At 69.0% G+C, this 25288-nt stretch carries 25 protein-coding genes and 2 pseudogenes; 17 read left to right on the top strand and 10 right to left on the bottom strand.

Translation table 11 applies throughout. The annotated features are described in order from the left end of the window. Positions 1-179 precede the first annotated feature (179 nt). The gene (locus ACIBN2_RS28095; protein ID WP_399138344.1) at positions 180-767 is read right to left on the bottom strand and encodes a flavodoxin family protein; all 588 of its coding nucleotides are present in this window, start codon (positions 765-767) and stop codon (positions 180-182) included. A 240-nt stretch (positions 768-1007) separates the two neighbouring features. Between ACIBN2_RS28095 and ACIBN2_RS28090 the strand changes: the two genes are divergently transcribed. Beyond that, on the top strand, positions 1008-1736 hold the full coding sequence (locus ACIBN2_RS28090; protein WP_399138343.1) for a TetR/AcrR family transcriptional regulator: 729 nt from the start codon (positions 1008-1010) through the stop codon (positions 1734-1736). Positions 1737-1838: 102 nt separating this feature from the next. On the opposite strand, the gene ACIBN2_RS28085 is transcribed toward ACIBN2_RS28090, so the two are convergent. Continuing rightward, positions 1839-2396, bottom strand: coding sequence for a TetR/AcrR family transcriptional regulator (locus ACIBN2_RS28085; protein WP_399138341.1), 558 nt, complete (start codon positions 2394-2396; stop codon positions 1839-1841). Between the two features lie 92 nt (positions 2397-2488). On the opposite strand from ACIBN2_RS28085, the gene ACIBN2_RS28080 reads away from it, so the two are divergent. Further along, entirely contained in the window at positions 2489-3538 is a 1050-nt protein-coding gene (locus ACIBN2_RS28080) for a zinc-binding dehydrogenase (RefSeq protein ID WP_399138339.1), read from the top strand. A 348-nt stretch (positions 3539-3886) separates the two neighbouring features. Here ACIBN2_RS28080 and ACIBN2_RS28075 read toward each other — a convergent pair whose 3' ends face one another. Together ACIBN2_RS28075 and ACIBN2_RS28070 are read right to left on the bottom strand one after the other, a co-directional pair. Beyond that, positions 3887-4423, bottom strand: a complete 537-nt coding sequence (locus ACIBN2_RS28075; protein ID WP_399138337.1) for a DUF6879 family protein — start codon at positions 4421-4423, stop codon at positions 3887-3889. A gap of 5 nt (positions 4424-4428) precedes the next feature. After that, positions 4429-4638, bottom strand: coding sequence for a hypothetical protein (locus ACIBN2_RS28070; RefSeq protein ID WP_399138335.1), 210 nt, complete (start codon positions 4636-4638; stop codon positions 4429-4431). A gap of 1175 nt (positions 4639-5813) precedes the next feature. On the opposite strand from ACIBN2_RS28070, the gene ACIBN2_RS28065 reads away from it, so the two are divergent. From ACIBN2_RS28065 to ACIBN2_RS28040, 6 genes and pseudogenes are all read left to right on the top strand, one after another. Next, entirely contained in the window at positions 5814-6056 is a 243-nt protein-coding gene (locus tag ACIBN2_RS28065; RefSeq protein ID WP_399138333.1) for a DUF5302 domain-containing protein, read from the top strand. Between the two features lie 204 nt (positions 6057-6260). Next, positions 6261-7073 carry a hypothetical protein gene (locus ACIBN2_RS28060; protein ID WP_399138331.1) on the top strand — a complete coding sequence of 271 codons (813 nt, stop codon included), beginning with the start codon at positions 6261-6263 and terminating at the stop codon, positions 7071-7073. Positions 7074-7359: 286 nt separating this feature from the next. Beyond that, the gene (locus tag ACIBN2_RS28055; protein ID WP_399138329.1) at positions 7360-8001 is read left to right on the top strand and encodes an NADPH-dependent F420 reductase; all 642 of its coding nucleotides are present in this window, start codon (positions 7360-7362) and stop codon (positions 7999-8001) included. 50 nt (positions 8002-8051) lie between these two features. Then, positions 8052-8204: pseudogene (locus tag ACIBN2_RS28050) on the top strand (IS3 family transposase); the annotation flags it as partial. A gap of 99 nt (positions 8205-8303) precedes the next feature. Continuing rightward, a complete protein-coding gene (locus tag ACIBN2_RS28045) occupies positions 8304-8762 on the top strand; it encodes an SMI1/KNR4 family protein (protein ID WP_399138327.1) in 459 nt (152 codons plus the stop codon). 108 nt (positions 8763-8870) lie between these two features. After that, positions 8871-9185: a hypothetical protein gene (locus ACIBN2_RS28040; RefSeq protein WP_399138326.1), complete on the top strand. Its 315-nt coding sequence runs from the start codon at positions 8871-8873 to the stop codon at positions 9183-9185. Positions 9186-9912: 727 nt separating this feature from the next. Here the strand turns inward: ACIBN2_RS28040 and ACIBN2_RS28035 are convergent. Next, a complete protein-coding gene (locus tag ACIBN2_RS28035; RefSeq protein WP_399138324.1) occupies positions 9913-11778 on the bottom strand; it encodes an alpha/beta fold hydrolase in 1866 nt (621 codons plus the stop codon). A 206-nt stretch (positions 11779-11984) separates the two neighbouring features. After that, positions 11985-12167 (bottom strand): hypothetical protein, encoded by a 183-nt coding sequence (locus ACIBN2_RS28030; protein WP_399138322.1) that lies wholly within the window; start codon positions 12165-12167, stop codon positions 11985-11987. A 421-nt stretch (positions 12168-12588) separates the two neighbouring features. Here ACIBN2_RS28030 and ACIBN2_RS28025 point away from each other — a divergent pair, with 421 nt between their 5' ends. The 6 genes and pseudogenes from ACIBN2_RS28025 to ACIBN2_RS28000 all read left to right on the top strand — a co-directional run bounded on the left by ACIBN2_RS28025 (position 12589) and on the right by ACIBN2_RS28000 (position 17090). Further along, positions 12589-13170 carry a transposase gene (locus tag ACIBN2_RS28025; RefSeq protein WP_399138321.1) on the top strand — a complete coding sequence of 194 codons (582 nt, stop codon included), beginning with the start codon at positions 12589-12591 and terminating at the stop codon, positions 13168-13170. A gap of 427 nt (positions 13171-13597) precedes the next feature. Continuing rightward, positions 13598-13738, top strand: coding sequence for a hypothetical protein (locus tag ACIBN2_RS28020; protein WP_399138319.1), 141 nt, complete (start codon positions 13598-13600; stop codon positions 13736-13738). Between the two features lie 211 nt (positions 13739-13949). Beyond that, positions 13950-14195, top strand: a complete 246-nt coding sequence (locus ACIBN2_RS28015; protein WP_399138318.1) for a hypothetical protein — start codon at positions 13950-13952, stop codon at positions 14193-14195. Between the two features lie 280 nt (positions 14196-14475). Then, positions 14476-14817: pseudogene (locus ACIBN2_RS28010) on the top strand (transposase); the annotation flags it as partial. A 346-nt stretch (positions 14818-15163) separates the two neighbouring features. Then, positions 15164-16033, top strand: coding sequence for an ANTAR domain-containing protein (locus ACIBN2_RS28005; RefSeq protein WP_399138316.1), 870 nt, complete (start codon positions 15164-15166; stop codon positions 16031-16033). A gap of 859 nt (positions 16034-16892) precedes the next feature. Next, complete coding sequence (locus ACIBN2_RS28000; RefSeq protein WP_399138314.1) at positions 16893-17090, top strand: hypothetical protein; 198 nt, start codon at positions 16893-16895, stop codon at positions 17088-17090. Between the two features lie 346 nt (positions 17091-17436). Here ACIBN2_RS28000 and ACIBN2_RS27995 read toward each other — a convergent pair whose 3' ends face one another. Next, positions 17437-18135: a GAF and ANTAR domain-containing protein gene (locus ACIBN2_RS27995; RefSeq protein WP_399138313.1), complete on the bottom strand. Its 699-nt coding sequence runs from the start codon at positions 18133-18135 to the stop codon at positions 17437-17439. Between the two features lie 646 nt (positions 18136-18781). On the opposite strand from ACIBN2_RS27995, the gene ACIBN2_RS27990 reads away from it, so the two are divergent. Beyond that, positions 18782-19036: a hypothetical protein gene (locus ACIBN2_RS27990; RefSeq protein WP_399138312.1), complete on the top strand. Its 255-nt coding sequence runs from the start codon at positions 18782-18784 to the stop codon at positions 19034-19036. A 166-nt stretch (positions 19037-19202) separates the two neighbouring features. Here ACIBN2_RS27990 and ACIBN2_RS27985 read toward each other — a convergent pair whose 3' ends face one another. Further along, complete coding sequence (locus ACIBN2_RS27985) at positions 19203-19754, bottom strand: ATP-binding protein (protein WP_399138310.1); 552 nt, start codon at positions 19752-19754, stop codon at positions 19203-19205. A gap of 648 nt (positions 19755-20402) precedes the next feature. Here ACIBN2_RS27985 and ACIBN2_RS27980 point away from each other — a divergent pair. Beyond that, on the top strand, positions 20403-20936 hold the full coding sequence (locus ACIBN2_RS27980; RefSeq protein ID WP_399138309.1) for a hypothetical protein: 534 nt from the start codon (positions 20403-20405) through the stop codon (positions 20934-20936). Between the two features lie 347 nt (positions 20937-21283). Here the strand turns inward: ACIBN2_RS27980 and ACIBN2_RS27975 are convergent, their stop codons facing one another. Then, positions 21284-21937, bottom strand: coding sequence for a hypothetical protein (locus tag ACIBN2_RS27975; protein WP_399138307.1), 654 nt, complete (start codon positions 21935-21937; stop codon positions 21284-21286). Positions 21938-23086: 1149 nt separating this feature from the next. Further along, positions 23087-23656 carry a dihydrofolate reductase family protein gene (locus tag ACIBN2_RS27970; protein WP_399138306.1) on the bottom strand — a complete coding sequence of 190 codons (570 nt, stop codon included), beginning with the start codon at positions 23654-23656 and terminating at the stop codon, positions 23087-23089. A 154-nt stretch (positions 23657-23810) separates the two neighbouring features. Between ACIBN2_RS27970 and ACIBN2_RS27965 the strand changes: the two genes are divergently transcribed. Next, complete coding sequence (locus ACIBN2_RS27965; protein WP_399138304.1) at positions 23811-24818, top strand: sigma-70 family RNA polymerase sigma factor; 1008 nt, start codon at positions 23811-23813, stop codon at positions 24816-24818. Positions 24819-25288 lie beyond the last annotated feature (470 nt).

Raw genomic sequence — 25288 nt, 5'->3', positions numbered from 1 at the left:
TTCGTCGTTCGGCTCCGTCGCCGTAGCGGTCGGTGCCGTGATGGTGCGGTGGGCGGCCCGGGCGTGGGCCAGGGGGCAGAGTGGTGCCGGTGAGGGCGGCGGTGAGCAGGCAGGTGGGCCAGAGGTGTTGTGCGCTCCTCTGGAAGAGGCTGGACGGTGATTTTGGGCGGGCCGTGGTGTCAGTGCGTTGCGGCGGTCAGCCCGGCGCGGTGGATGCGGGTGTGCTCGGCGACGCGCCGGCCGAGGTGGCGGGCGGTGTTCAGGTCTGCGTCGTGGACCGCGGGGGTGTCGTTGAAGCTCTGTGCGCCGGCGCCGAGGTAGAAGCCGAGGCGGTTGTCGTCCTGGGGGCTGGAGGTGGTGGTGTTCCAGCCCGGCAGGAGGTTCAGGCTGACCCAGAGCATTCCGTGCTGGGCCGCCAGGAGTGAGAGGTATTGCAGGGTGTGCAGCTTGTCGCCGCTCATGGAGCCGGAGTTGGTGAATCCCGCCGCGAGCTTGTCGCTCCAGGCGCGGGTCATCCACCGCTTGCTGCTGGCCTCGGCGAAGGCGTGGAACGCCCCCGACGCGGTGCCCATGTAGGTGGGGGTGCCGAAGATGATGGCGTCCGCGGCGTCCATCAGTTCCCAGTCGGCGTCGCTGAGGGAGGCGACGTCCACGCGGTGGACGTGCGTTGCGGCGATCGAGCGTGCGCCGTCGGCCACGGCCGTGGCGATCTGCGCGGTGTGGCCGTAGCCGGAATGCGACGCGATGACGATCGAGGTATCGGACATGGTGGTTCCTCTCCTGCCGCGATGGCGGCGTGTTCGGTGGTGGTGCCGGCGGACATGAGCCGCCCGCCGCGGCTGTCGGCCGCACTGCTCGACGCGTGGCGGACCGGCGGCCCCGGCCGGGTGCGGCGCGTGCCCGGGTGTCGCGGGCCGGCGCCAGTCACCATCGGCCTGGATCGGCGTTCCGCTTTGAACCGTAGCACCGATAAGGCGGCGATACGGAAATTCAGATATCGTTGTTCCATGAACGAGGGACGACGCGCCGCGCGGCGCCGGGTGCTGCAGGTGGCCGCCGAGCTTTTGGAGAAGGGTGGCAGCGAGGCCGTCTCCACGCGCGCGGTCGCCGCGGCCGCGGGCGTCACGGCCCCCGCGCTCTACCGGATGTTCGACGACAAGGACGGACTCCTGGCCGAGCTGGCCGCCTACGGGTTCGAGATGTACCTGGCCGAGAAACGGGAGGCACTGGCGCTGACCCCCGACGACCCGGTGGCCGACCTCTACCGCGGCTGGGACCTGCACGTCGACTTCGGACTGCGGCACCCCGCGTTCTACATGCTCATGTACGGCACCGTGCAGCCCGGGCGGCGGCCCCCGGCCGCGGACGAGGCGCACGCCCTGCTGGTGAGACTGCTGGGCCGGGCGGCCGACGCCGGGCGCCTTCGGGTTCCGGTGGAGCAGGCGACCCGCGTCATCCACGCGGCGACGACGGGTGCCACGCTGGCGCTGATCGGCGAAGAGTCCTCGGAGCGGGACCTGGCCACGTCGGCACGGCTGCGGGACACCGTCATCGCCTCCCTCACCACCGACTCGCCCGCCTCATCCGGGTCGGACCTGGCCGCGCGCGCACTCGCCCTCGATGCCGCACTTCAAACCGCGCTCACCACCGGGCCCCCGGCTGCGGGCGCAGGGGTACCTCTGCGAGACACCGAGACGGCGCTGCTGCGTGAATGGCTCCAACAGTTGGCCGGCTGAACCCACCGCCTGCTCCGCAGGCGGTGCGATCCTCCGTCCTGCGATCGCAGGCGCCGGGCGCCGCCCAGGGTGGCCGAACGGCAGCACCTTGCCGAAAACGCTCTAGTGGCGGGGCGATGTCCCGGCTTGAACCAGGGCTCGTGCCAGGTCGGTGCTCCCCGGAAGGCTGTCGAGCGGGAGGGGTTGCGTGGCGACAGCGCCCTCGTGCAGCACGAGGAGTTGGGTGGCGAGGGCGGCCGGGTGCGAGCAGCCCGCCGTGGTGGCGAGTTCCTTGAACAGGTTCAGCAGCCAGAGCTTCTGGTTCGCGGCGATGCGGTGTGCGGGATGCGAGGGGTCCGGGATCTCGGCGAGTGCGTTGATGAAGGCGCATCCGCGGGTGTTGGTTTCGCTCCAGGTCCGCAGTGCCTCGAAGGGGGCGGTGACGGCCTCGGCGGGAGTGCTGCTGGCGTCGACAGCGGCACGGACGAGGGAGCGCCATCGCTGGTCGCGGCCCGTGAGATAAGTCGCCACGAGGCGGTCTTTCGAACCGAACTGGTTGTACAGGGTCCGCTTGGTCACCCCTGAGCGCTCAGCGATCAGATCCACGCCGACCGCTGTGATTCCGCGGTGGTAGAACAACTCCTCTGCGGCCGCCACGATGCGGCGGCCGGCTGGCGTCATAGGCCGCGCTTCCGTCACTGCGGGCCCCTTCACTGATCGGTGTACGGTGAGAGATGTTCACAGATCAGTATACCTGCGAGGAGGTTCAAGCGATGAGTGCGTCCCAGTCCATGCGAGCGGTGCGAATCACAGGGCATGGAGGGCCGGAGGCTCTTGAACTGACGGAGGTCGCCGTCCCTGCCCCGCGGGCGGGAGAGGTACTGGTCCAGGTCAGCGCAGTAGCGCTGAACAACACCGACCTGTGGACTCGGCAGGGCGCCTACGGCCGTCCGGGAGACCCGAAGGCGACGTCGGGCTGGCGCGGCCCGATCGACTTCCCGCGTATCCAGGGCGCCGACGTGGCCGGCCGTGTCGTGGCCGTCGGGACCGCAGCGGAGGAGAGCCTCGTCGCACGCCGAGTGGTCGTCGACCCCGCGATCTACGACACCGAGGGGCCGGACGCCCACCCGGTGGGCCTCATGGGCAGTGAACGCGACGGGGGATACGCCGAGTACGTGACGGCGCCGGTAGAGCGTGTACACGACGTGACGGAATCGCCGCTCACGGACGACCAGCTCGCGACGTTGCCGACCGCCTACGGCACGGCGCTGGGCATGATCGAGCGAGGCCGGCTGCAGAAGGGGGAAACCGCCCTGGTCTCGGGGGCGTCCGGCGGGGTCGGCCTCGCGCTGGTGCAGATCGCCCGTGCGCGCGGCGCAAGGGTGCTCGCCATCAGCAGCGGACCCAAGATCGATGCGGTGCGCGAAGCAGGCGCGCACGAAGTCATCGACCGCGCAGGAGACGTCGCCGAGCAATTCCGCACCGCCGCCCCGCAGGGCATCGACGTCGCGCTCGACGTCGTGGCCGGTGAACTGGTCAGCGAGGGGCTGCCGCTGCTGCGCGAAGGGGGCCGGTGGGTCATCGCCGGCGCACTGGGTGGCTACGACGTGACCTTTGACGTGCGCCGCCTCTACCTGCACAACGCCCAGGTCATCGGATCCGCGATGCACACGCCCACACACTTCGACCTCCTCATGGACCTGGCTCGTCGGGCAGAGGTCCAGCCCGTCATCGCGGCGACCTTCCCACTGGACCAGGCCGCTCAGGCCCAGGAAGAACTCTCCCGCAGGGAGCATGTGGGAAAGATCGTCATGCACCCGTGAGTTCCATCCGGCGGATGACGGGCAGAGCCATGAGCGGCCCACCCCATACGTGGTAGACCCGGCAGCAGCACCTGCACGCTGCGGTGCCGGCGCCGAGCTGCCGGCGCCCACTGCGGTACGCCGTCTCGAGGCTGCGCCGGAGCTGCGCAGGCTCGTCCGGCCGCTCGGCAGCGTAGGCCCATGCCTCGGGGTCCGCGTCGGTGGCATTCTGCTTGCCGTTCTCTGGCCGGCTCGATCTTCGAGCGCTGCCAGCCGAGCCGCTCGGCGAACTCGTTGCCGTTCAGGCCGGTTTCGGTGCGCAGCTCACGCAGCCGCGCACCGCTTGGCGGGTCTGCCGGCAGCCGCCGCTCACCCATCCGAAGCTATCTGTGCCACGAAGTCCTCGCGCCGCATCGCGTGGTGCCAGGCGGCGTCCCTGATCTGGCAGAACTGCACGATGCGTGCCGGGTCCTCGACGAGTTCGGCGCCCAGGTAGTCGTCGGTGTCGGTGAAGTGCAGGATGAGGGCGCGCCGGGCGTCGAACAGCCAGAAGTCCACGGCCGGCAGCCCGAGCTGGTCGGCCTGGGCGCGCCACAGGTTGCGGATGTCCTCGCCGGCCTCGTTGTTGACGGCGGCTCCGGCCAGCAGGTAGCGCTGCTCGCGGGTGGGCGGGTCGTCGACGATCCGTACGCGCTCGATCCGTTTGCCCTGTGCGGTCTGCGCCCGGACGTTGACGCACCACGGGCGGCCGGGGTCGTCGGCCATCTGCTGTGTCTCGACGTAGCGGCGGTACTTCGCGCCGGCGCGGTCGGATGCGTAGCCGCGACGGGTCTCCAGGCGCCACGCGGTGTGCTCGAAGGTGGTGAAGTAGGTGTCGAAGGTGGCGTCGTCGATGAACTGCGGCACGCGGTCTACTCCTTGGGGGTGAGGCGGGCCGGCAGCGCGCGCGGGACCCGCACGAACAACTCGCCGTTGAGGACGTGCTGCAGCTGCGCCACGTCCTCACGGTCGGTGACGGTGTGGCCCGGCACGAGGAGGTCCCCGCTCGCGATGTCCTCGTGCAGCGTCGGGTACGTGCCGCCCTCACGGGTGGTGCCGGGCATGCGTAGCTGCAGTGCCACGGTGTCCCCCCACTCGTGCCGTCGGTGAGCCCTCAGGATGAAGGGCAAGAGCGCTCCCGTGCAGGAAGATTCCTCAGGATTGCCCGCTGGCTATTGCTCGCTGGCTGGGTGGCGCGCAATCCGATACGGGTCGGCTGACGGGATTGATGTCCGCGGCGCCGGTGTGATGGAGTCCCGTCCCTGCCGGGGCCCTGTCCAAGTCGGGGGCGTCTTGGATGGGGCGGCGTCCGGCAGGGACGGGGGCTGTCAGGGCGCGCCGGCGGCCGGGTGGTCAAGGGGTCTCAGGTGGCGGGGTGTTGGTGTCGTCGTTCCGGTTGGCCTGTCGGCTGCGCGAAGTTCACGGCGACCGTCGTTGATCAGGCGCTGGACGGTGTTGTGTTGGCACAGGTCGTTGCGGTGGCGGGGCGTTGGTGATCCAGAAGGTGCCGGGTGGGGTGGTGCGTTCGAGGGCGGGGACGCCGGGGCCGAGTAGGGGGGTGTCGTTGGTGCCCGGCGAGGCGATGTGGGGTCCGCGGGGGACGAGGGCGTAGCAGGTGGGCCCGATGCTGAGGTGGTCGTGGATGACGGGGCCGTCGAGCCTGTCCCGCAGCATCGAGGCGACGCGTTCGGGGGTGTCGCTGCCGGCGGATCCCGATGTGCGTGTTGTCCGACCCACGGCACCCTCTGCCCGGCCGTCGGATTCTGCAGGGGATGCCAAGCGGGTGTACTACCACCGGTGGCCGGTGCGGATGCACAACGTGAGGCAGTGGTATCCCAGCCGCCGGGAGCACCGGGTGATCTGGCGCAGCCCCTACATCGAGGGGCCCGCCGACGCGCCGCCGATGATGGGGGGGAGAAGACATACGTCGTTGACTCATGACGTCCGACTCGGCACGGACGGGGCACGTTATGGGCAGCCCAGACGCGGCGTGCAAGGCTGTGGCACCGCGGGCGCTCGGCCCGCCCGTTTCCCCGGTGGCAACGGGCCGGCCCTCCGTTCAGCGGGCGGAGGGCGATCGCGGTGCACGGGAACGAGGACGGTGCCGGGCTGCTCGGCGTTCGCGTCGGCGGCGACGTTCGGAGCGGATCCCTGTGGCTGTCGCGATGACGATGGTGGCGAGCCGAGGCCCGGCTGGGCGGTGGGTTGAGTCTGGTGTGACAGGCTGTGCTTCTCGTCCCGGACCCAGGAGGCCGTCATGACCGCGGAGTCTGCATCGCCACACAATTCGGAGCCGGCCGACGCAGAGTCGGACGCACTCACCCCCGACGAGGTCGGCAACGATGACCTCAAGCGCAAGTTCCGGGAAGCCCTGGCCCGCAAGCGCGGTGTCCAGACGGATGGCGCCGAGTCTGCCGCGAATCCGGAGGGGGCAAAGGTCCGCGCTGCGAACGGCCCGGTTGCCGGCCGGCGGTCGTTCCGCCGCAAGAGCGGCGGCTGATTGATCTGCCCGAAGCACCCGGAACGCACAGGCCGCGTGCCCTAGACGGGTTTTGCTGCGTAAGGGATCAAGCAGCGTGGTGTGGTAGGCGGCGGCCCGTGCTGGACAGGGCCGGGCCTGGAAACGGTGAGACTGCGCCGAGGAGTTACTGGCCGGTTGGGTGGGTACGAAAAGGTAACCAGCCATACCGAACGGGGCGGTGCCATGGCGGAATTCGGGGAAGGCGCACCAACCATTCGGGCGGCCGTGGCGTCCCGTCGCGAAGTGATCAGGGCAGCACATCATTTGCGGCAGGCAGCCAAAGCAGCACGGCACTGCGTCGACGGACCGCGTGAGGACCTTGAGCGGCGGGCACGGGAGGCTGACGAGTGCCTGGCGGACCTGAGGGCCGCCGTCACCGGTGAAGAGCGGGACCACCGGCCGCGGCGGGCTTTGTCGGAAAACGCCCGAGAACGCCTCGGTCTCATGCTGAAACTGGCGGCAAAACTCACCGCGTGCGATCTTGCGATCGATGACGTGCGATCCACCTTCCGTTCCCGGCACGTCTCCACACTCTCGCGTGGCTTCGGAGAACAACTCGCCACCGCCGCCTTCGACGTACACACCGTCGTGAGTTTTCCCGCAGCCGACCCCATCAGCCAGGCGTTCACCCTGACTCAGCAGGCGACACGCAACAGCAGCGCGTTCACAAAGGGATGTCTCAAAGCGGCCAAGTACGCCCTGGCTCCGTCCCCGGTCGGCTTGATCAATGACGCGACGGCCATTCTCGGCGAGGCGGTGTACCAGAGCCATATTGACGATCTTGTCGAGCTCAATGGCCGCCTGGGCCTCGTCGCCGCGTCGCCTCGCCAACGAGTTCGGCGCGTCAAGTTGGCGCGCGCGGAACCGTCAGCATCGGTGAAGACGGGTTGTGTGCACGCAGTCGAGACCTGTCCAAGGCCCAGTCACCCCACGGCAGCGGCCCGTCCGCTAACGAACACGACCCGTGCGCCCAGCCACCCCGCCGTCCGCTTCTGATCCCCCACTGCGACCCGATTCAAGGGATAACGTCGAAGTCGGCCGCGTGTGGCACAGGCGGTAGCGGGACCTTAGAAGCGAGGCAGTCTTCTTGCCCTTCAGTGCGCCGGTCAGGGCGACCAGACCGACCACGCCGTCAGCATGCGCGAGATGCGTTCGCAGGTGTCGTTGTTGCCCTGGCATTTCGGTGGCAGAGGCCGTCAGAGGGTGTGACGGTGGAAGGGCACATGAGACTGCATGAAACGCGCAAGGTCCACTCGGCTCACCACAAGGTACGGAGCTACGCATGATTGTTACCATCATCGGTGCCGGGAGCATGGGCCGCGGCATCGGTACCCGGGCGCTGGCGGGCGGGCACACCCTTCGCCTGTACGATCACAAGCGAGCCACGGCGGACGAGCTCGCCACCGCCTTGAGCCAGGCGGTCTCTGGAGCGGATGTCACAGCGGTCGACGCCGAAGCTGTGGCTGATTCCGACATCGTGGTGCTTGCCCTGCCCTACCCGGCCGGATGCGACGTTGCCGCCGCCTGGGCCGATGCCCTGGCGGGAAAGGTCGTCGTAGACATCTCCAATCCAGTCGACTTCACCACCTTCGACTCACTCACCGTGCCTCCTGGCACCTCTGCTGCCGAGCAAATCGCCGCCGCCGCTCCGGAGGCCCGAGTGGTCAAAGCCTTCAACACCACGTTCGCCGGGCCGCTCGCCATCGGAGAGGTGGCCGGCCGGGCACTGGACGTCTTCATCGCCGGAGACGAGGACACGGCGAAGGAGACCGTCTCCGCTCTCGTCACCTCCGCGGGGCTGCGCCCCTTGGACGTCGGACCACTGCGCCGGGCACGCGAACTGGAAGGCTTCCAGTTCCTTCACATGGCCTCGCAAGACCGCCTTGGCCTGAACTGGTCGAGTTCCATCGCGATCCTGCCGTGACAGGTGGTGCGGGGCCACTGGTCGTGGAACCGCAGTTCCCTCGTGCTGCCCGGGCGTGGGCCACCTGCGAGGAACTGCGGATCGCGATCGTGACCTGGATCGAGGGGACCTACCCCCGGCGCCGCAGACAAGCCGCACTCGGCCGCCTCACACCCGTCGAATTCGAGACCGTCATGACCACACCGGCCCTCCAGGCCGCGTGACCGAACCTGTCACCCGAACCTGCACCAGACCCGTGCCCCTTCGCTTTCGGCCGCTTGGCTGGCCACCTGGACCGACAGAGTCTGGGGACCCTGACGGCAATGACAGGCGAGTTCGAGCGTCGGCATGGCTTTCCCCCGGGCGCCAACGTGGCGCGACCGGCCAACCGCGACGATCAAGCCGTGGCTCGCACGCTCGCCCAAGTGAGCCTCGTTCCAGCTGACTTGGTCACCTTCTGCGACAGCATCGGCGACGCCACTTGGGCAGACGTCGGCAACGGCTACTTCCTCGACCCGGCACGTGACGTCCTGCTGGGGATCCAGGAGAATGGAGTTGTCGCTGTCGACGTGGACCAGAGGGCCGGTGGCCCGGTCATTGGCTCGAATGGCGGCGGCCTGTCCTATGTCGCTGGCTCTGATGGGACGGTCTACCGGACGCGGACGGCGTCGCTGGACGAACCGGAACTCGAGAAGGTGGCCGATGCCCTGCGGCAGTTCCTGGAACTGCTGGAGCGATCCCTGGCACGGGTCGTCGCCGACGGCAAGCCGGGCCACCTGTAGACGCAGTCCTCGACGCCCGTTCTGTTAGCCGCTGTTAGCAGGGGCGCTGCTGTAGCCTTCTGTCGTATCGATGCGGGTTGGGGCCGCATCTTTCGGGGGGCGGGGCTGATGGAAGCACTGCAACTGACGGCAGATGGCATTCCGGTCCTGATGATCGGCGCCTTCGCTGTGGGTGTGGCGTTGGCGACCTGGGACGCGTTGTTTTCCGGAGGACCGTTGTGGGTCTTGACCGAGCCCCTTGGTGTGGTCGTATTTGGCGTCGGGCTGATCTGGCTTCCGAGCCTCATGCCCGGGGCCTTCCTTCTCGGAATGGCCTTGTTTGTCTTCGGCGGGTCAGTGAGCAGAGGGTACCGCCAGGGTTACCTGCCTCGGCAGCCAAGAAACCTCTACAGAACACGCCGCCAGAAGCTGCCTCCGCTCTAGCAGGCCACGGCTCCAGCGTCGCAAGGTGAGTGCGGGCCTGGAGGGCGCGATTCTGCGTTGCCGCAGCGCACAGCCTGGCCACGCCTGTGCGGCTCTACGGCCCGCACCGGATAGCGGCCGGTCCCGCGCCCCCGACTGGGTGCGGAAGCCGTCCCACTTCGGCTCGGCAGCCCATCCCGGCGTGGTTGTGGGGGCGGTCAGCATCGTTCCTGCACGTGCTCCATCGACGCCGGCCGCGTCATGCTGCGCTCGCGCCGCGGCACCGAAATGGCGCCGGCCTTCCCGGATTCGTCGCCTTCGACCTACTGCGCCTGTCCGGCGCCGTGACCACGAAGATCGTGGCCGCGCCAGCGAAGCTGCCGGACGCGGCCGTGCTGGACGGGGAGCTGTTCGTATGGGCGCATCCGGCGCCGGGTCGGCCCGGACAACCGGACCGACGTGCTCGAGCTGGACGACCGGGTGCGTGTCTACCGGATCGAACCGGCCCTCGTAGAGGGCCTCAGCCGGGCCTTCGACCTCGCCGACGCGCGCGCCGACCTGCTGCGTCTGGAGCCGGCCCACAGCGGATCTCGGGGACGCGCCCGCCGTCGCTGCCGTCCCCGGCGAGACGCTCGCGCAGCCCACCGCTGCCGCAGCGCTCAGAAGGCCACGGCGAGACCACCGCGCGGGGCCGGGAAGTCCAGACGGCGTAGAGCGCACGGTGTCGGAGCCGGCCGACAGCAGATCGTCATTCACGGGTTCCGGTTCCCCCACCGTCGGTGACGAACGGCGCCGGTTTCACGGAGCTCACGCACCGGGTGTCCGGGCCCTCGGGGTCGTCGAAGAAGGAGGTGATCACCTTTGCCCCGCACGGAGTGTCGAACGTCCCGTGGGCGACACCGGCCAGGGTGACCACCGTGGAGCGGGAAAGCGTCCGGGCCACGTAGCGCCCCCACTGAGCACCCGTCTGGGCGTCGAAGCTTCCGGACATGGCAAGGGTGGGGATGCTGCTCCGAGTGACCGCACGAACGGAGTCGGGTGCCTTCGGAACGTCCCAGGCCTGACATGCCTGACGGAGGAACGGCAGCTGCGGCGCCTGGGCCAAGACCGAGCGGGGGAGCTCGGGAAAGGCTCGCCGCCCCTTGGCGAGCTGTTCGGCGGGGGTCTCGAACGGAACCCATTCGCTGCACCACACGCTCAGCGAGAACCCGTGGGCGAACATCCCCTGCGAGCCGGGGAGCCAGGCGGCCGCCCACTGCTCGGCGATGCGCTCGGGCCGGCCGTGGGCCAACTCGTCCACGCCCACGGGGAAGGTGTCGGGGGCGTGACTGGCGCGAACCATCCAGTTCAGCAGCGCCCCGCCGTCGAGGACCACCTTCACCGTCCCGACCTGCGGCACCGTCACGTGTGTGGTGACCGGATGAGCCTCCAATTGACGCACCATGCGCAGGAAGGTGGCACCGATGTCCGGGTGGCGCTGCCGGCATGCGGGCTGGGTCGCGCAGGCGCTCACGATGTTGTCGAACGACGCCCTCATGCTGCTCCACGTCCACCCGGCCGTTGCCACGGACGGCGGTACGACGCCGTCGACGGCCACGGAACGGACCCCTTCGGGGAACATGCGCATATAAGTCAGCGCCAGCTGTGTCCCGTAGGAGTGCGACAGGACGTTCCACTCCCGGATTCCCAGGGCCCTGCGCAGATCCGCCACGTCGGCGGCGTTCTCGCTGGTGTTGTAGGCAGCCGGATCGACTCCCTGGGCTGTCAGGCGCTCGCGGCACCGGGCCGCCGCCTGAACGTATTGGTCTCCGGTGGAGGGCGCGTCGTAGAGGAGGCTGACGCGCTCCCCGTAGAACCGGTCGATCTCGGGACAGGTCAGCGGCCGCTGGGACGAATACGTTCCGCGCTGGGACAGGACGACCAAATTACGGTCGCGGTTCAGTCCGGCCTCGGTGAGTTCCGATATGTTCCCGAGGGCGTCCGCGCCGGGCCCGCCGGTGAAGAACACGATCGGATCGGGGTGCGGCCTCGGTGATGCCGAGCGGACGAGCGCAACGGCCAGGCGAAGGGTCCGCGCAGAGGGATGGGCCCGGTTTTCCGGTACGACGAGGAAGCCGCAGCGGGTGTCCTTCAGCTCTCCGTAAGTGGTCGGGCAGGGGGCAGGCTCGAAGCGCGACGACGGCTGCGTCTGTGCCGCCGGTGTCTGAGGCAGGGTGAGCACGGTGCCCGGAAAGATCCAGTGGCCCCGGTCACTGGAGGCGTACCCGTGCCGCCGGGCCTCATCCTCGATGCTCTGCTGATTGAGCGAGTAGACGCTGTCCCACCGCAGTGCGTTGCCGAGGGCCTGCCGGGCGATGTCCCACAACGTGTTCCCGGAGGCGACGGTGTGCGTGCCGGCCGTCGAGCGTGCAGGCAGCGACTCACCGGCCGTCCGCCCCGGCGACAGGCCGGGCTGTGGGCGGCTGATGAACGGGGTGCCGCCCGCCCTCGCCGGGGGCTTGTGGCGGGTGACGGCCATGCCGGACGTGCCGTGGGCCGGAGGCGCGCTCAGCACCGTCAGGCCGGCCAGGAACATGGCAGCTGCGGCAGCCGTGCTGCGGTTGCGTATGGGCATGTCGTCCTTCCGCATCGGTGCCGGTGACAGCCCGCCGGCACCGATCGAATTCGTCACCGTCTGGTTGGGGGCTCAGACGCCATGCTGCGAAGACCCCCCGTGCCCCGCACTCCGGCAGGCCCAATGGGGTCACACACGCGCCCACCGGCGGCGACATGGCCGGGGGCCGTGATTGGGGGAGGAGATCGTGGAGGGGGCGGGCGTGCTCAGGGTGATGTCGTCGCGAGCGCCGTGCGCAACGCCTGTGATCGGGCGGTCAGATGCCCGCGCAGTGCACGGGCCTCCTCGTAGTTCAGCAGGTGTCCGTGGGCTATGACAGACGACCGGAACTGCGCAGCGAACGCGTCGAGGTCGTCCGTTTCTCCCAGCCGCCGGGCGACGACGTCCATCTGTGTGGCGAAGACCGCCCGGGCGTCTCGCCGGGTAGCCAGGTCACCGGGGTCACACTCACTGTGTCTTGCGAGACACGCGGGCCGCGTTCGGTGACGCCCGCGGGCAGGCTCTTCCCAGCGGCCCGCAACTGGGCACCGTGCTCGATCAGTTGGGCGGCGGCGTCCTCGTCCCCGAGGTCGGCGGCCACCTCGAGCACCCACACGGGCACCGGCAGGCCGAGCGGAGCTGCCTCCTCGAGCGCGTCCCGTACGAGGCTGAGAGCCCGCCCCGGCACTCTCCCTGTCAACGCGTACGCCCATTCCAACCCGGACGGGAACGGAGTTCGCCACTCTAGGTGCAATGCCGTGACTCTGTTGGTGATGTTGGTAAGCCGCTGACGGCTGGCTGTGTGGGGTGCTTGGCTGGGAGTGTGCGGGGGTGTCGTCGGTGGAGGTGGTCGCGGTGTCGCTGCGGCCGGAGAGTCACCAGCGGATCCCGGCGCGGACGGTGCAAACGGCGCGGGCGGCGTGTCCCAAGGGCACCCCGGCCATGCTTATCCGGGACCGGCTGGATGTCCTGTTCGAGGACGAGGAGTTCGCCGGTCCGTACCCGGATGACGGCAGGCCGGGATTGTCGCCGGGGCAGCTCGCGCTGGTGTCGGTGCTGCAGTTCGCGGAGAACCTGTCCGACCGGGCAGCGGCGGACGCGGTCCGCACCCGGATCGACTGGAAGTACGCCCTGGGGCTTGAGTTGGAGGATCCGGGGTTCGATCATTCAGTGCCAGGTGAGAGTGGGGCCCGGCTGGCCGAACAGGACGGCGCCGCCGACCGGTTGATGCAGCTGATGCTGGATCGGCCGAGGCAGGCCGGCCTGCTCAAGGCCGGGGGACGGCAACGCACGGACGCCACCGATGTGCTGGCCGCGGTGCGACCCTCAGCCGCCTGGAGTTGGCCGGAGGGACGCTGCGCGCCGCCCTGGAGAAGCTGGCCGAGGCCGCCCCCGCCTGGCTGGCGACGCTGATCGGGCCGGAGTGGGCCAGGCGGTACGCACGCAGAGTGGAGATCGGCAAACTGCCGGGTGGGAAGGCGGCCGTGGCCACACGGGCCGAGGAGTGCGGCCAAGACGGCCAGAAGATCCTCACCGCGGCCTGGGCCGCTGGCGCCCCGCCCCACCTGCGGCTGCTGCCACAGGTCGAGATCCTGCGTCAGGTCTGGGTCCAACACTCCTACTGGGATGCGGACGGCTTACTGCGCTGGCGGATGGCCACGCGCTGCCGCCCGCCGCGCTGCGGTTCGACTCTCCCTACGACACCGACGCGCACTACTGCGTCAAACGGGACACTACCTGGAGCGGCTACCGGACCCATCTCACGGAAACCTGCGCCGAAGACCGCCCCGAACTGGTGGTCCATGTCGCCACCACCATCTCCACCGTCCAGGACATCGAGATGACCGACACCATCCACGACGAGCTCGCCGAACGGCAGTTGCTGCCTTCCGAGCATGTCGTCGATTCCGGCTACATCTCCCCGCAACGCATCGAGCGCGCGCAGCTTGATTCTATGCCTCATGGTTGCGAGCGGCAGTGATAGTTGGCCCGGCTCGGCGACGGCAGCGCAGGTCACTGGCGTGAGTTCAATATCGCTCTTTGCTGCCCTCCTCCGCTCCCTCCGTGACCTCAGGCGATCGCGACCGTGCAGGCCGCCTACGGGCTCAACCCCGCCGCCGTGGCAGTCAGTTTGGCCCGACGCCCCCGCGCACGAGCGGCGGCCGGGCCGGGAATCCCTCAGTGGCGCGGAGTTGTGGGAGGGCTGGGCGGGCCGGCTGCTGTTCGACACCATCGCGGCCGTCCGGCCCGGCGCCTTGGCGGTGCTGCGCTGGCTGGTCGTGGTGGGCGGCACTGCCACTTACGACGACTTCCGCGAGCACTTCATCGCTCACCCCGTCACGCCGATCCCAAAGGGGAAGATCGACGGGGTGCCGACCAGCGTGCGCGCGGTCCGGCGCCGGACCGGCCTGGACAACAACACGAGGGTTCTCGAGTAGGATGACCGCCTTCGCGTCCACCGGATCGAGCCCGTCCTCTTGGAGGGCCTCAAGCGGGCCCTTCGCCCTTGCTGACGCAAGACCTGACCTGCTGCGCGAGGAACCGATCAAATCGTGATCTTCACGAGGTGGCCTTGGGCCTGCTGTTCGGCGAGGCTCGGTTGAAGCCGCTGTGAACGCACCGTGTGTCGGCGGCTGGGTGGCGGCCGGTTCGGCAGCGGCCTTGCTGTACTCGCCACGTACTATTTCGTTTGGCCTGCCTCCAGGGGATGCTGCGTGTATGGCGAGCGAGCTTGTCGAGCGGTTGGTGCCGGAGGACCTGTGGGAATTGTTCCAGCAGGTCGTCCCGGCAGCGCCGGAGCGTCCGCAGGGCGGAGGGCGCCGTCGCGCCTACGGTGACCGGGAAGTGCTGGCGGCCATCATGTTCGTGGCAGCGTCTCACTGCACCTGGAATCAACTGCCGTCTGTCTTCGGGCCGTCTGGTGTGACGGCGTTCCGGCGTTTCACCGAGTGGTCGCAGGCCGGTGTGTGGGCTGCGATGCTCGACAAGCTCGGTGAGCTGGGCGAAGCGGGATGGTCGCGTTATGCCATCGGCTCCGTCAGTGCCCGCGCGGCCAAAGGGGGGCGTTGACGTGCTGGGACCGGGCCCTGCGGAGTGTTGCTCGCGTCATCCATCGCGATGATCCAACCCTGCCCGGCGACCAGATCCGCAACCGCACGCTCCCCTCGCCCATCGGTTGACGTCCTAGGGCCCGCGCCTGAAGGCGTGGGAGTGATCACTTCCTGCCGTCTGCTGCCCGTGCAGCCTCTTCACCTGCTGCTGCGGGATTAGCCAAATGAAATGACCTGTAGGGTGTCTCCGTGCTTGGGAAGCAGGCACGCCCGCGGAGTGTGGGCCCTCGGTGGTCCCGTGTGCCCTCACTTCCGCGCGGTTGTGTCGTGCTTTCCCAGGTGAAGGACCCCGCCCTGTGGCCGATGTGCCTTTGGACGACGTCGAGGCGTCGTCCCCAGCCCCCTTGCCGTCTTTTCCGGCGGACACAGACTCGTCTGTTGTCGAGGAACGCAACAAACGCCTGGCCAGGGAGAGCGTGGCCCGTGCAGAGGGCTTGCTGATGAGCCGGTACGGTCTTGGCTCACCGAAGGAGGCGTTCGGGCTCCTTCGCAGGGCGTCCCAGCAGTTCAACATCAAGTTGCACACGCTCGCCGACGTGGCGGTGCACCTGCCTCCTCCCGACATCGGCGCCGCGCGGTGGGTGCCGCCCCGCCCGCGCGTGCCTGCGCCACCCCTGCCTGACCTTGGGACACGGAGATCGAGAGTGGTGGGGCAAAGCGGGGTGCTGAAGGCGGCGATGCACCGCGTCATGCAGGTCACCCAGACCACGATGGCGAACGTGCAGCTTGCCGAGAACGGCTTCCTGCGCCTGGAGCAGCACTTCGGGCTCGGCCCGCAGTTCACCGAGTACTTCGCCTTCGTGGAGATGGGAGGCAAGGCCACGTCCTGCTCGCACGCGGCGGATCAGATCCGGCAGGTCACCGTCCACGACATCGCGGTCTCGGACCTGTTCAACGACACGGCGCGGGCTGTGATCCTCGGGGCGGGAAGCCGCGCCTGTCACAGTGTTCCTCTGGTAGGGCTTCACGGAGCCGTCATGGGCGTGGTCTCCTCCCACCACGCCAGCGTCATCGGTGAGTTCGACGCGGAGGTGCTGTTCGCACTGCAGGCGCTCGGTACGCAAGTCGGCGCCTGGCTGAGCTGGTACCGCAACGCGGTCGTGCTCGACGCGCTGGAGTCCATTCACGCAGCCGTGTCAGCCAAGGGCGACACTGATGCCGAGTGAGCTTCGGGGCTTGAGCAGGAGCCTGGACACGGTCGTGAAGCACTCCCGACAAAACGGATGCCCATCCCCCAGGGCCGCCGCCGGCCACCGATACCCGGCCGCTACTGTTCGGCCGGGTGCCCGCATCTGCGGTGCCCGGAGCCGCTTGGGCACCGGCACCATCCGTACGGCACCCGGCGGGTCGGTGATCAACGGAAGATGAAGGCGCCTGAGCCACTGTCGCAGGGATCGCCGTCCTCCGTCGTTGCCTGGGCCGGGCGGGACACTGCGACCGCCGCCCCGCCTTCCAGGCGTCTGGCCCTGCACGCGGTCCGGTGACCCGAAGTACCGCACGAGAACCTGGCGGAAGCGGACGCAGCCATCCACAACAGCATCACTGCGACGCTGTTGTGGACGCTCGTAACGTCCAACTCCTTTCGGATGTGACTGTGTTGACGGCCAAGGCTTGTTGACGATCTCGGACGGGAGGAGGCTCCAAGGATCAGGGACCGCGGCTCTTGCGGCCCGGTTCGCACCGCGCCGGGGTGGGTGCCGGAGCGCCTCTGGCCGCCGCCCGCGTCGTCGGACACGCTTCAGCGTGCCGGATGTCCCCGCGAGTAACGTCAGGAGTTGCCCGGAAAACGTTTCCCCATCCCGCTCAGGGCCGGATGCCAGAGCAGATGGTCACCGGCTACCGTCTCGTCCGCTGGCGCACTCTCGTCGGCGGCTGCTTGAGACAGGGCAGGCGCAAGGTCATGCATGCCGTCGCCGACCTGGCCAGGTTCCTCAAGGAACGCTGGGAGGAAAAGGAACGCGACAGCGTCCTCTTGCACGAGCTGGACTGCCCGGCTCGGCAGAACGGGCCCGTTGGCCCCTGCGCATGCCTGTTCCCCGACAGATCCGCAGCCGAATCGCCATCTACCGGCGGATCGTGCAGCGCTGCCGGCAGCGCATCAGGCGAGAGCCGGAAGCGGGAGTGTGCTGGCCGCGGGAGTCCATCGTCGCGTTTCAGGTCATGAAGGCCCTCGCGCTGCCCCTCGAACTGCATCCGGCTTGGCAGGGCATCTGGCACCCCTGAGGTGGACTACGGTGCTGGGACGCGGTGTGTCACCGTCCGGGATGGTCACGCACGGCGAGACGGGCCTTGCCGAGCATCGCCCTGAGGCCCCGCGCGGCTGACGAGCGCGGTCATTCCTCTGCCAGGCCCCTGCGGTGCGAGCGGTGTGCTCCCGTGTTCGCGGCGTCAACAGTCCATGCCCCGCCCCCGTCCGGCGGTGTCGGGGCGATCTGTTCGTGGTGTGTCGCGGAGGTCGGGTGACCAGGGGGACGCGCTGATGACGGCGTCCCCAAGGCCCGCAGGTGCATCGCGCTTGGCCTGGCGCTCCCGCCGGCTGTGCGTTCTCGAGCGCGGGCAGGAGGGGTGTTCAGGCTGGGTCGGTGGGTTCGGGGCGGACGCGCCGGGCGACGTCGCGCAGTTTGATGTTGTGGTGCTGGGAGATGCGGCGCATGACGTCGAAGGCGTCGTCCTCGCTCAAGCCGTGGCGTTCCATGAGGATGCCCATGGCCTGGCCGATGGCGTGCCGGGTCTCCATGCCGTGCTGGAGCTGGTCGATGGTGCGGGCGTCGGCCAGGGCGACGGCGGCGTGCGAGGCGAGCAGCCAGCCGGCGGTCTCGATCTCCTCACCGAAGGCGCCGGGGCGGCTCGCGTACAGGTTCAGGGCGCCGAAGTCGTCGTTGTCGGTGTAGAGCAGGACCCCGGCCATGCTGCCGATGCCCAGCTTGCGGGCGCCCGCGGCGAAGCGCTCCCAGTTTTCCTGGGGGCGGGTCATGTCGGCGATGCGGTAGGAGCGTGCGCCGTCCTTGCGGCGGGCGAGGTCGAAGCAGGGGCCTTCCCCCAGTTCGCCCTGGAGCCGGTCGGATTCGGAGACCATGTCGCCGTGGGCGGCGAGGGTGACGGCGCGGCCCTTGCGTACCGCCAGGATTCCGGCCGCTTCGCAGCCCTGGATCAGGTCGACGGCCGCCGCGGCGATCTCGTCGAGCGTCGCCTGCACCGAGTCCTGCTCCAGCAGTTTGCGCGCGAGCACCGCCATCTGTTCGGCGTATTCACGCCACTCCACAGCCATTACCTGCCTCCATCGCGGGATGCCGCTACCGTACCCCGCGCCGGTCCCCGGCTCCTGGCCTACCAAGGTGCCGGGGGTGAGTGACGCATGAGGGCGGGACCTGGGGCGGACTGCCGGCTCCGCATTCATTCCTGTTGACCGGTCGTTGTCGCCCGCGTGACCTCATGGCCGGGTGGGGGTGAGGCGATAGTCGGTACAGAGAATTTCCCGGGTGCTCCGGTTCCCGCCGTCTGTGATCCGTCATGCCTCCGTGCTGCCAGGGCGCGTTTCGTCACTGAACTCACCGCTGGCCGCAGGTGATGTGGTGCGGCACCCTCCAGGGGGACAGGCTCGCGTTCTCACCACCGGCCTGCGACCGACGTCGGAGCGACGCGGGAGTTCCTCAGACGCATCCCGCTCCCATGTGTCCGCGGGGGAGAAGGGGCCCGGGGGTCCATGGCTCGGGTCCTTGGGGGCCGCTCTCACCGCCCAATCCACCGGAGGGAAGGCGCGGTCCGGCCCGCCGCCGGGCACAGGGCAGATACCGGCGGCTGGACACGTGCATGCGTCCTGTCACGCCGTTAACGAGCCGTCGCGGTGAACGCTGCGGCCGCGTCAACTCCGGTGGCGAACGGCGTGGGAGGTGCTGGGCTGTTCGCTGGTGGTGATGTCGGTCACGACGTGTGCGGCCTGGTCGGCGCGGCATGCGCCGCACGGGGGGACGGCATTGCTGTGCGGATACGTCCGCTACGTCGTCGAGCGGGTGACGCCCAGTGTGCTGGCGGCCCAGACCGCCGGGACGACGGAGCAGCACGATGCTGCCGACCAGGCCGTCGAAGGGGGCATGTGCTACCGCTTCGCAGCGGGCAGCGCCGAACTGGTGGTGGCCCGCAGCCTTGACGCGGTAGCCGCTGCATCCTGACCGGCCCGGCCACGGCTGACGGCCGATCGGTGACGACCTCCCGTACTCGTAGCTGTGTGGTGGGAAGGACTGGCCGGTTCGTCCCACCACACAGAAAAGACGCCTCGTGAAAAGGCCAGCACTCCGGAACTTCGACCAACAGGGTGCTCGACTCACACACTGCTCATCAGTGCAGTCCTGTGCGTCCTGACGTCTTCGCCGGGCGGGTGGGGAAGCCAGCGGGTGGGAGCGGCAGGACTGGTGCGTTGGCGTCGTGGGTGGGGTGTTCGGGGAGCAGCGGCAGGTAGGCAGTGATCTGCTTCCCCGCTGGGCCGGACGTCACGACGACCTTGTCACTGATTTGGTGAACAAGGTGAAGGCCGTGTCCCCCGACGCGGTGGCGGTCAGGGGGCTGGGGCCGTGGCAGGGCGGACGATGTGTCGTACATGGTGATCGCCAGATGCGTGAGGGTTACCTGCAGGGACATCGCGCCGAGGCCGGGAGCATGCCGCACGGCGTTGGTGACCAGTTCGCTGACGACGAGTTCGGCGTCCAACATCAACGACGCCGGGAGGCGCGCGCGATCGTGGCGCGCGGCATGTATCAGGACGGCGCGCAGGTCCCGCCGTACGTCCCTGGGACGTACGGCACCAGGGGCCCAGACCGCGGTGTAACGCACCGCGGCACAGCGGTCCCTGCCCTGCTCATCCACCGCCTGCTTCCTAAGCGGGATGACCATTGGTGGAGCTCTTTCGTTGTTGTCGCCGCTCACGGGGCGGCATGTCGGTCTGCGCCTACCCGACCGCCAGGCGCACATGCCCCGGCACCTTGCCTGAGTGGCGTATGCACAGCACGCCGGGCGGGGGTGCATCCGTCCGTGGCCGGACGGACAGCCGTCAGCACTCACCATGCGCATCGGCTCTCGCCTGCGGTCCCAAGCGAACCCCTGGTGAGAGTGCGGGCCGGCGGGGAATGCCAAGGAGCCGGTCGGCAATCTCCGCGCTGGTGCCGGCCTCGGCGAGCAGACAGGCCTGATGCTGATCATGATCGACATCCTGATGTGCTCGCTCTGCCTGTGTTCCAGGCGGCGGCGCGCCGCGGCCCGGACGGCGACGAAACGGCCACCGGCTTGCGCTGTCCCAGCCCCAGGCTCCTTGATCGCTCAATTGCAGCCCGTCGCACCTGGAGAGGGCGGCCGTCCGGCCTTGCCGGGCGGTGCGCATTTCGGAAGAATGCGGTGCCACCGCCACGGTGAACGAGCTGAGGATCATCGTGAGCGTGATCGCTCGCACCAGTGGGGCGCGGTTCCTGGGAGATGGTCGGCCTCGCTGTCCAATACGCCACGACACGCCCGGTCGACGACATCCACTGCGACTCCGCTCCCACGATGCTCGCCGACGACGCGCGCTGGGCATGGCGGCTTGTCCTGCCCTGGTCCGCCGCAGCGGCGCTCCTCACCGGGGCCTTGACGTTGTCGCCCGCACTCGGCACGGTCACCTTCATCGAAGGCGTGCTACTCGGCCTCGCACCCAGCGTCGGAATCCGGCACTATCTCCACCGCTCCCATCCCATCTCACCGCTGGCCTGGATCACGCAGAAGGAAGTGTACGAGCAGGAGATCACCGCAACCTGGGGCCACTTGCACCGGGGAGATCAGGCAATCCGCGACCAATTCCAGGACCCACTGGCAGGAGATCCGCACGTCCTGATAGGTCGGGCTGTCGACTACAGCCACCGCGGCTTCCTGCAGGTCCTCATCGCTGCGGTATGCATCGGGATCCTTGTGCCCGTCGGCGGTGCCTTCCGCCTCAGCCATCCCGCCCTCGCTGACGCGCTGCCTATCGGAACAGACACCTCCCAGACACCGGGACGTCGCCTGCTCGCACGCTGGCTTCTCCCAACACCGAAAACAGCCGCCTGACCGCGGCGTCATGCGTCGTGCCCGTGCGGCGCGGGGATGCTCGGTGCCCAGGACGTCGCTGACCGCATCCAAGATGGGTATGCGGCGTGACCCTGCTTGTGGCGGTGTGCGCCGTCGACGTCTTCGGGTGCCCTGGCTGATCTGTCACCGGCCTCAGACGATCACCGTTCGGATCCCCCCGCCAACGTCGTGTCCGGGTGTGCGCGGTGCGCCGCGTCCATCTTTCCAGCACCGCCCGCTCGTCATCCGACAAGAGCAGCGGTTCCAACCTCGGGCCCCGACGGGGAGCTGACGCACCAGCAGCAGAAGTCACACCACTACTGACGATCAACTACTGGCGCAGGTCACTAGCGGCCGAGGGCCTGTCGCACGGACAGATTGTGGTACTTCCGCAGCCGGTACAGCTCCCAGCACGACAACACCGTCACCGACACCGGAGCGCCGAGCAGAAACACGATCCGGGCAAGGACGGGAACCTCGGCGTTCGCGTTGTTGATCATGTCGAGGGCGGCCATCACCCACGCCAGCACAGTGGCGAGAACCGGCGGCAGCACTTCGTGGATGTCGGCGGTGCGAAACACGTAGTTGAGGCAGAGCGCAATCCCGTACAGGGCGAATCCCAGCGACCATGTGCAAAGGGCGATGAGGACGACCATGCCGGGAATCCCGATGGCGTCACGGAAGCCAGTGGTCGCCGAGTCGGGCGCGACGGCGAGGGGGAACGTTGCCATGGACCCCATCAGAGCCGCCACCGCCCCGAAGGGCTTCAGGGATCGCCGCAGGTAGAGCCGGCGCAGCGCGCCCTGCGCAGCGAAGGCGAACAGGGCGATCACGAACGGGAAAGCGCACACGAGGAAGAGTGTGCTGGTCCAGCTCTGGTCGAACTTGTCGCTCGCGACGGCGTCGGCACCCTTGGCGGTGTCGACCGGCTTGTACGACATGACCAGCACGAGCCAGGCAGCGGCACCGAGCCCGGTCCGCCACATCTGGATCTTGCGCACCGTCAGGTCCTCGACGGCGTCCGGGCGCGAGGGGCGGAAGGCCCGCTGGGCGGCGTAGAACGGGTTGTAGACGCACTTGAGGATCCGCTGCCCGCGCGTCAGCGGCGGCCGGGGCGGTCGCGGGAACGGCGGCTGCGGGCCACCGCCGTGCGGCGGTGACGGGTACGGGCCCCAGCCCTGCGGATGTCCCGGAAATCCCTGCGGCGGCACGGGGGCGGGCTGCGGCGGGTAGGGCCCCACGCCGGGACCACCGGGGTACGGGTGGGGTCCGCCTCCGGGGTAAGGCTGAGGGCCGGGACCTGGGCCCGGCTGTCCACCGGGGCCGTATCCGGGTCCGCCCGTCGGACCCCACTGACCATTGCCGTGCGTACTCATCCCGTGCGCCCCCGATGTTTTCGTCTGTGTCGTGCGCGGCGTGGCTCGAACCATCTGCTCGGCGTGCGGCGTGATCCTACCCATGTCTGGTGGGTTGCAGATGGTGGCACTCGCCCTGGCCCGAGCGTGTTCGTGCTGGGCGCGGTCTACACGTCGGCGCCCTGACGGGCCCGATCTTCCAGACGACCAATGCCGCCTACCGTTACGCCTTGACCCCGACCACCTCCAGGGCCGCGTCTACGGAGTCTCCCGAATGATCGGCTGGTGCACCGTCTCCTTGGGCGCCCTCCTCGGCGGCATTCTCTGCAACCCCCGGGCGCGGTGCCGACCTTCGCTGCACTGGCGACCCGCCTGGCAATCGTCGCGGCCGCGTCGACGGCAAGCCGGCAGATCAGACGGGCCTCGAGGGTGGAACTCTCACAAACGTGAGAGCGCCGCTGCGCCCAGCTGACCTACCAGGCCCGGTCCACAAGAAGTTGCTGCCGCTGATGGTCAAGAAGGACGCTGCGGCCGGCGGACACGGACACTGAGGAGAGCGAGGCGCTGGCGCGGATCGCTGATGCCCTGGCGGGAGGAGCGTGGATGAGTTGGCAGCGCCCATCGGCGGCCGGCGCCACGGGCGATGGCGGCACTGCGGAACCTGGCCATGGGCGCTCTCGGCCTGACCGGCTGCGACAACATCGCCGCCGGCCTGCGCAAGCACGGCCGAGGCTCCGCACGCCGCTGGTCACCCTCAGCATCAGGTGATCAAACCGGACAGAACCTTCAACGACGTCACCCTGCCCGGTAGGTGAGGTAGGCAAGGCTGTCACCGACGGTGCGGGAGCCGACAAGGCGCAGGGGTTTTGGGGTGCCGGACTGGTCGAAGAGGCGGTTACCCGCGCCCATCACGAGCGGAAAAATCGTCAGCCGCAGTTCATCGACGAGGTCGTGCTCGATCAGCGTGTGCACGAGCTGGGAGCTGGCGTAGACGCGGATCTCGCCGCTGATCGTGTGTTTCAGCCTCGCAACCACATCCACGATGTCACCATCGAGCACCGTCGAGTTGTTCCAGCGGAGATCTGCGAGCGTGGTGGAGGCGACGTATTTGGGCAGGCTGTTCATCCTGTCCGCCAGCTGGCCGGTGCGCGATGGGTACCGTGCGGCGAAGAACTCGTAGCTGCGTCGCCCCAGCAGTAGGACCTGCGCGCCCAGCGCGTCCTCGAGGATGAGCTTGTCCCATGCCTCGCGGTCGGTCGGGGCGAGCGCGGCGCGCCAGTCGCGACGGCTGAAGCCCTCCTCGCCGGTCGGGTCCTGAGTGACTCCGTCGAGGGAGACGTTCTCGAAGACGACGATCGTTCCCATGTCGGTGCTCCCATGTTCGGGTGGTCGGGCTACCACTGATGTAGACACCGCGGCATCGGCAGAACTGGGCGCGCGTCGGCCGCCCAGTTCGCCGGTCAGCCGGTGTCCATACCCGAGAGAAGTGCCGTGTGGTGAGGGAGAGGGTGACACGAGGATGCCGACCGGCGATCTGATGTCGAAGGCGCGGGCCGGCGACGGTGACGCGTTCCGCGCATTGGTCCAGCCGTACCGTGCGGAGTTGCAGGTGCACTGCTACCGGATGCTCGGATCGTTGCAGGACGCCGAGGATGCCCTGCAGGACACGCTGCTGGCCGCCTGGCAAGGCATCGAGGGGTTCGAGCAGCGCGCCTCGATGCGCACCTGGCTGTACCGGATCGCCACCAACCGGTGCCTCAACGCGCGTCGCTCGGCGAGCCGGCGCCAGGCCAAGGAGTGGAACGTGCCCCATGTCGAACCGCCCGAGCCGACCCGGCTCGGCGACGTCATCTGGCTGCAGCCGTATCCCGACACCCTGCTCACAGCCGTGATCGACGCGCCGCTCGGGCCGGAAGCCCGCTACGAGCAGACCGAATCGGTCTCCCTGGCGTTCGTCACCGCTCTGCAGGTGCTGCCGCCTCGCCAACTCGCCGTTCTCGTCCTGCGTGACGTCCTCGGATTCCACGCCAGCGAGGTGGCCGACATGCTCGACTCGACCGTCGACTCGGTCAACAGCGCCCTCAAACGAGCCCGCGCCGCCCTGCAACGCCGCCAGCCGCCAGCCGCCCACCGCCAACCTCCCGCCCCCGGCTCAGCCTCCGAGGACGCGCTAGTGGCGAAGTTCGTCCGCGCGTGGGAGTCCGCCGATCTCGACGCGCTGGTGGATCTTCTCACCGACGACGTCTTCGTCTCGATGCCGCCAGTGCCCTTCGAGTACGAGGGCAAAGACCTCGCCGCCCGCTTCTGCGCCAGCATCTTCCGTGCTGGCCGGAGGTTCGACCTGGTACCGACGCGAGCCAACGGTCAGCCGGCGTTCGGAGCGTATCTGCGCGCACCCAACGGCATCAGCCACGGGACCGGCCTCTACGTCCTCACCCTCGCCGACCACCGCATCAGCGCCATGACCCGATTCGACAACAGCGTGCTGCCCTGGTTCGCGCTTCCACGGTCACTCCGGAGCCGATAGCTGCCCACTCAGCCAGCCGCGTCAGGGGCCTGAACCGGCATCAAGACAGACGCTTTGCCTGAACGACGCCACCCTGACCCGAACATGGCCACACACCAACCGGTCCTGCTCAGCTCACGGGTGGTAGTAGTACTTGTAGGCGAGAGTCGACCGCAATCTCTACACCGGACAGAACCCCGCCTCCTCCGAACTGCTGGCCAAGCGGCTCGCCCAAGTGGCTGCGCCGCCCGCCTGGCGGGCACGAGGCGCGAGCCGTCGTGGTGGAACGGCACGGCCGCGTCAACGCCGATGATGCTCTTCCCCACGATCGGGGCTGGCCTGAGTCCTGTTTCGTATCTCCCGACGGCGATCCGTGCCGTGTCCCGTGCAGCGAACCGGCAGGAAGGCGGCCTCGGACGTCGTGGCCATGCACTCGAAGCCGCCGCGGTCGGCCCGGAGCGGCTCGCCTGCGCTGGACGTAGGGGATGCGA

Origin of the sequence: Streptomyces sp. NPDC050534 (genome assembly GCF_044457745.1) — a bacterium.
Lineage (GTDB): Bacteria > Actinomycetota > Actinomycetes > Streptomycetales > Streptomycetaceae > Streptomyces.
Note: the sequence above shows the minus strand (reverse complement) of the source record. Positions and strands in the feature narration are given on the sequence as shown.